2 protein-coding genes are annotated in these 1,635 nt (G+C 57.6%); one reads left to right on the top strand and one right to left on the bottom strand.

Annotation, left to right across the window (positions count from 1 at the left end):
* Window positions 1-125: 125 nt before the first annotated feature.
* Complete coding sequence (locus RWK44_RS34675; RefSeq protein WP_131666122.1) at window positions 126-1,022, bottom strand: LysR family transcriptional regulator; 897 nt, start codon at window positions 1,020-1,022, stop codon at window positions 126-128.
* Between the two features lie 177 nt (window positions 1,023-1,199).
* Here RWK44_RS34675 and RWK44_RS34670 point away from each other — a divergent pair.
* Window positions 1,200-1,635: SDR family NAD(P)-dependent oxidoreductase (locus RWK44_RS34670; protein ID WP_316030155.1), on the top strand; the 436-nt coding region annotated here is incomplete at its 3' end.

The raw sequence follows: 1,635 nt of genomic DNA, 5'->3' as shown, positions 1-1,635 counted from the left end.
CTGGCGAATGAGAAATGCCGCCTTATTCTGAATTCCATAGCTTGAAGCTATCGTGAAACGCAGGACGTGCAGACGCCTCCGCATCGCCAGGACACGGAGCACAGTTCATTGCATTCGTTATGCTTTCAGTGCGAACGGCTTGGCAGCGTGGCCCAACCGTAAGATTTGACAGCGCCGACGAAAGTCGAGACGGCCGGGGAGAAGCGGCGGCCAGCTACGGTTACAAGGCAGACTTCGCGGGTTACCTCCGGTTCGGCGACCGGCCGGACTTGCAGGCCAGGCACGACGGCGCTGTATTCAGGAATGAAACAGATACCGAGACCACCAGCGACAAGATTCTGAATCCAGTCCTCCCGTTCGCTCGAATAGGAGACGATAGTGCTCACACCCTGAGCATCACAGAGATCCGTCAGGTAGTCCCAGTACTCGCAATTGACACGGCGAAGATAGATCTCGCCATCGATCGCGGCGATCGGAATGGCATCGTATTGGCTGAGCCGGTGCCCCGCCGGAAAGGCCAGCATGAACCGTTCCCGAAACAGCGGCGTCACATCGAAGCGTTCGGGAAAATTATCGGCGCTCGACATGATCGCGATATCGAGTTCGCCCTGCTCCAGCAATCCCGCCAACTTGGCCGGAATGCCCTCGACGAGTTGGAGCTGGATACCCTTGTGGCGCATGTTGAAATCGGTGAGCAGGCCGGTAAAACGCCGCGGTCCGATCGTGCACATGATGCCGACCTTGAGATGCGCATCGTTGAGGCAGAGAAATTTCGATGCTTCGGTTTTGACGCCCAGGAGTTCGTCCTGCACTTGCTGGAAACGCGGACGCAAGAGATTGCCGAGATCGGTGATGTGGGTGAGGTTCCGTTCGCGACGGAAAAGCAGCCCGCCCACCTCGTCCTCGAGCTGCTGAACGGCGCGGCTCAGCGCGGGCTGGGTGACGTGACAGTTCTGCGCGGCGCGCGTGAAATTGCGCGTTTCGCAAACAGCCAGAAAATACCGGATGTGATGGATATCCATATCCGCCCCCAACAATTCAAATGTATGCCCATGTATCTATTCTGGTCCCGCGCGCTATCTTCCGCCAATGCCCCTGAATTATCAATTCCATTAGTGAGCGGCATTTCTCTTATAACTGCGACCGCGCCATTTTGAACGGGAAGCTACACGTCGTAGCGCCTAAAAATGGAGAATGCGATGCTCAGTCTACTTGCTACCGAAACCGAATCCCTGGCTGGCCGGAAGATGCTCGAGGGTCGTACGGCGATCGTGACGGGCTCGACCAGCGGCATCGGCCTTGGCATTGCCCATGCGCTGGCAAGGGCGGGCGCCTCGATCATGCTCAATGGTTTCGGCGATCCGGCCGGGATTGAAACGTTGCGAGCCGAGATGGCCGAGGGCAACGATGTCGATGTCGCCTATGACAGCGCCGATATGTCGAAGCGCGACGCTGTCCTGATGATGGTGGAGCGCGCACAGGCTCGTTTCGGCCAGGTCGATATCATCGTCAACAATGCCGGCATCCAGCATGTTTCGCCCATTGGCGAATTTCCGCCTGAGAAGTGGGATGCGATTATGGCCATCAACCTGTCGGCCGCCTTTCATCTTGTCCAGGCCACTTTCGACGGTATGT

This window comes from Rhizobium sp. 25PS6, from assembly GCF_032464655.1.
Lineage (GTDB): Bacteria > Pseudomonadota > Alphaproteobacteria > Rhizobiales > Rhizobiaceae > Rhizobium > Rhizobium laguerreae.
The sequence above is the reverse complement of the archived record's forward strand: the minus strand, read 5'-3'. Positions and strand labels throughout refer to the sequence as shown.

Excerpts from the sequence above, each read along its gene's own strand:
- RWK44_RS34675 (WP_131666122.1), bottom strand. The coding sequence starts at position 1,022 with ATGGATATCCATCACATCCGGTATTTTCTGGCTGTTTGCGAAACGCGC.